Origin of the sequence: Desertivirga arenae (genome assembly GCF_017355785.1) — a bacterium.
In the GTDB taxonomy this organism is placed as follows: Bacteria; Bacteroidota; Bacteroidia; order Sphingobacteriales; family Sphingobacteriaceae; genus Desertivirga; species Desertivirga arenae.
The window spans coordinates 1-2,216 of record NZ_JAFEWE010000030.1; the positions used below are offsets into that span (position 1 = coordinate 1).

General features: G+C 44.0%; 3 protein-coding genes. All 3 read right to left on the reverse strand.

Translation table 11 applies throughout. From position 1 onward, the window contains the following. Positions 1-25: 25 nt before the first annotated feature. The 3 genes from tnpC to tnpA are packed head-to-tail and all read right to left on the reverse strand — an operon-like array spanning position 26 to position 2,158. Positions 26-1,504, reverse strand: coding sequence for an IS66 family transposase (gene tnpC, locus J4N24_RS25315; protein WP_207536534.1), 1,479 nt, complete (start codon positions 1,502-1,504; stop codon positions 26-28). A 49-nt stretch (positions 1,505-1,553) separates the two neighbouring features. Further along, positions 1,554-1,883 carry an IS66 family insertion sequence element accessory protein TnpB gene (gene tnpB, locus J4N24_RS25320; protein ID WP_256439416.1) on the reverse strand — a complete coding sequence of 110 codons (330 nt, stop codon included), beginning with the start codon at positions 1,881-1,883 and terminating at the stop codon, positions 1,554-1,556. Beyond that, entirely contained in the window at positions 1,883-2,158 is a 276-nt protein-coding gene (gene tnpA / locus J4N24_RS25325) for an IS66 family insertion sequence element accessory protein TnpA (protein WP_207536536.1), read from the reverse strand. The genes tnpB and tnpA overlap by 1 nt, the downstream gene beginning before the upstream one ends. Positions 2,159-2,216: the final 58 nt, after the last annotated feature.

The window sequence follows — 2,216 nt, forward strand, 5'->3', positions numbered from 1 at the left end:
GTATTCGCCCGACCAAGCACGTCTTTTAAAGCTCCACTAATTTCTTAAAGTTTTGTGGATAGAGATCTCTGATATTCTTATGGTTGATCGTCATGATATTCTCCAAGGCGTATTTTAACCACTGGTAAGGGTTCACCTCATGCTTCTTGCAGATTGCAAAAAAGGAATAGAGCATTCCTGCACGGGTAGCAGCATCATGACTTCCTGCAAAAAGATAGTTTTTGCGGCCTAAAGCAATTGGACGGATAGCATTTTCAATGGCATTGTTATCGATATGAAGACTGCCGTCCTGCAGATACACGCTTAACTTATCCCAACGCTCCATCGCATATCGCATTGCTTTTCCGATCTGGCTTTTAGGCAAAGTGTTTTTCACTTCAGCAAAGATCCATTTACCCAGTTCATTAAGTACCGGAAGGGAGTCGTCCAAGCGCCTCTGTTTGATCTGGGCTGCATCAAGCTGTTCTTCTTTTGCTTTACGTTCTACTACATATAGCTGCTGGATGAGGGACAGAGCTTTAGTTGCCCTAATCTTATCATTATCCAAAGCACGTTCAAACTCTCTTCGGGCATGTGCCCAACAGGCTACTGGTGTTACTTCTGTACGCTGACCTATCTTTTCGTACACCCCATAACCATCACTTTGCAAGTAGCCTCTAAAATGAGCTAGCATATCTTTGGTAGCTACAGCACTACGAGTGGGTTGATAGTCCATCAATACCATTCCGTCTAAAGGAGAATGATACACCCAGTACCAGCCCATATGGGCAGCACCTTTCTTATCACTTTCCAGTACCTTAATGCTAGTCTCATCTACCTGTAAATAACCCTTGGCTTTGATATCAAACCTGAGCTGCTGGTAAAGAGGATCGAGTCTTTCCAGAGCTTGTTTTACCCATCCTTCGATAGTAGAAGAGGCAATGGGAATATTCTCCCTTGCAAACCGTTGTTTCTGCCGGTACAATGGGAGGTGATCCATGTATTTATCGGTTAGGATCATCGAGAGTAAAGCTGCTCCCGGAATACCTTTGTCAATCACTCGTTCGGGAAGCTCTCCGGTCTTAACGCTCTCTCCGTTTTTAGCTGCATACTTATAGCGGATATAACGGCGGATAAAGAAACGTGCAGGCTCACACTCCAGTTCTTCAGTTACTTCTTTGCCGATACATACCATTTCGGTTAGGTCTCCCTCTGGGTAGATCTCAACTTCTTCCACCGGAAGATGCGCGGGTAAAGCTGCACGACCTTTATGAGCGGATTGCTTTTTACGGGTATAGCTGATCTGTTCTTTGATTTCCTCTTGCTGCTGTACTTCTTCCTCGGCTGGAGTTTCAAATGGTAAAACACCTTGAGCCGGATCGCCTTCAAAGCGTTCGCGCTTCTGTCCGAATTGAAGGCGTTTAAGAAGATCAACCTGATGTTTTAAGTGAGCGTTTTCTTCCTCACGAGCATGGATAATAGCAATTAATTGCTCTTTTGAGAGGTTTTCCAGTGCCGTATCCATGGCATGAAATTACTCAAAAAACCGCTTTTAAACAAGAAAAAAGGCACTTTTATATCTGATAACGGCGCAATTGTCTGCTCTTTTGCACCTGTATCCCTTCAATCATTAACACCAGGTCTGCCCAGCTTAACACCTGTCTTTTAGGTAAGGGAAAACTACCTTGTTCCAGGCGTTTGTAGTATAATACAAAACCTCCGTGCTCCCAATGCAATAGCTTGATATGAGTCCGCTGGCGGTTTAAAAAAACGAATACATCTCCGCTGGTAGCATTTCTGTTCAGTTCAGAAACCACCAGACCGCACAAACCGTCAAATGATTTACGCATGTCGCAGTATCCCTGATAAAGGAAATAACGATGAGAGGAATTCAGGCTAAACATTAAGCCAGACGGATCAATTCAGAAAGAATCGGAATATGGGAAGCACTGATCTTAAGGCGTACTCCGTTAGGATAGATTACTTCAATGCTTTCTGATATTGGTTTAACCTGTGGCTTTAGTGCAATGAAGCCCGCAACTGCATTTTCTCTGCTGCGTGCCACCCAACTAGCAAAAGTAGTTCGCTTTACTCCAATCTTTTCGCAATAAGCTTTTTGGGTCAATCCACTTTCTTTCCACTGCTGCACCGCCTGGCGCATTTGTGCTACTTTCTTCATCCTGCAAAGAAATAGTAGATTTAGGTGAAAGTAAAGATGGGGTTGGTCAGGCGCTTAC

Coding starts and splice junctions, on each gene's coding strand:
- tnpC (WP_207536534.1), bottom strand. CDS start 1,504: ATGGATACGGCACTGGAAAACCTCTCAAAAGAGCAATTAATTGCTATT.
- tnpB (WP_256439416.1), bottom strand. CDS start 1,883: ATGTTTAGCCTGAATTCCTCTCATCGTTATTTCCTTTATCAGGGATAC.
- tnpA (WP_207536536.1), bottom strand. CDS start 2,158: ATGAAGAAAGTAGCACAAATGCGCCAGGCGGTGCAGCAGTGGAAAGAA.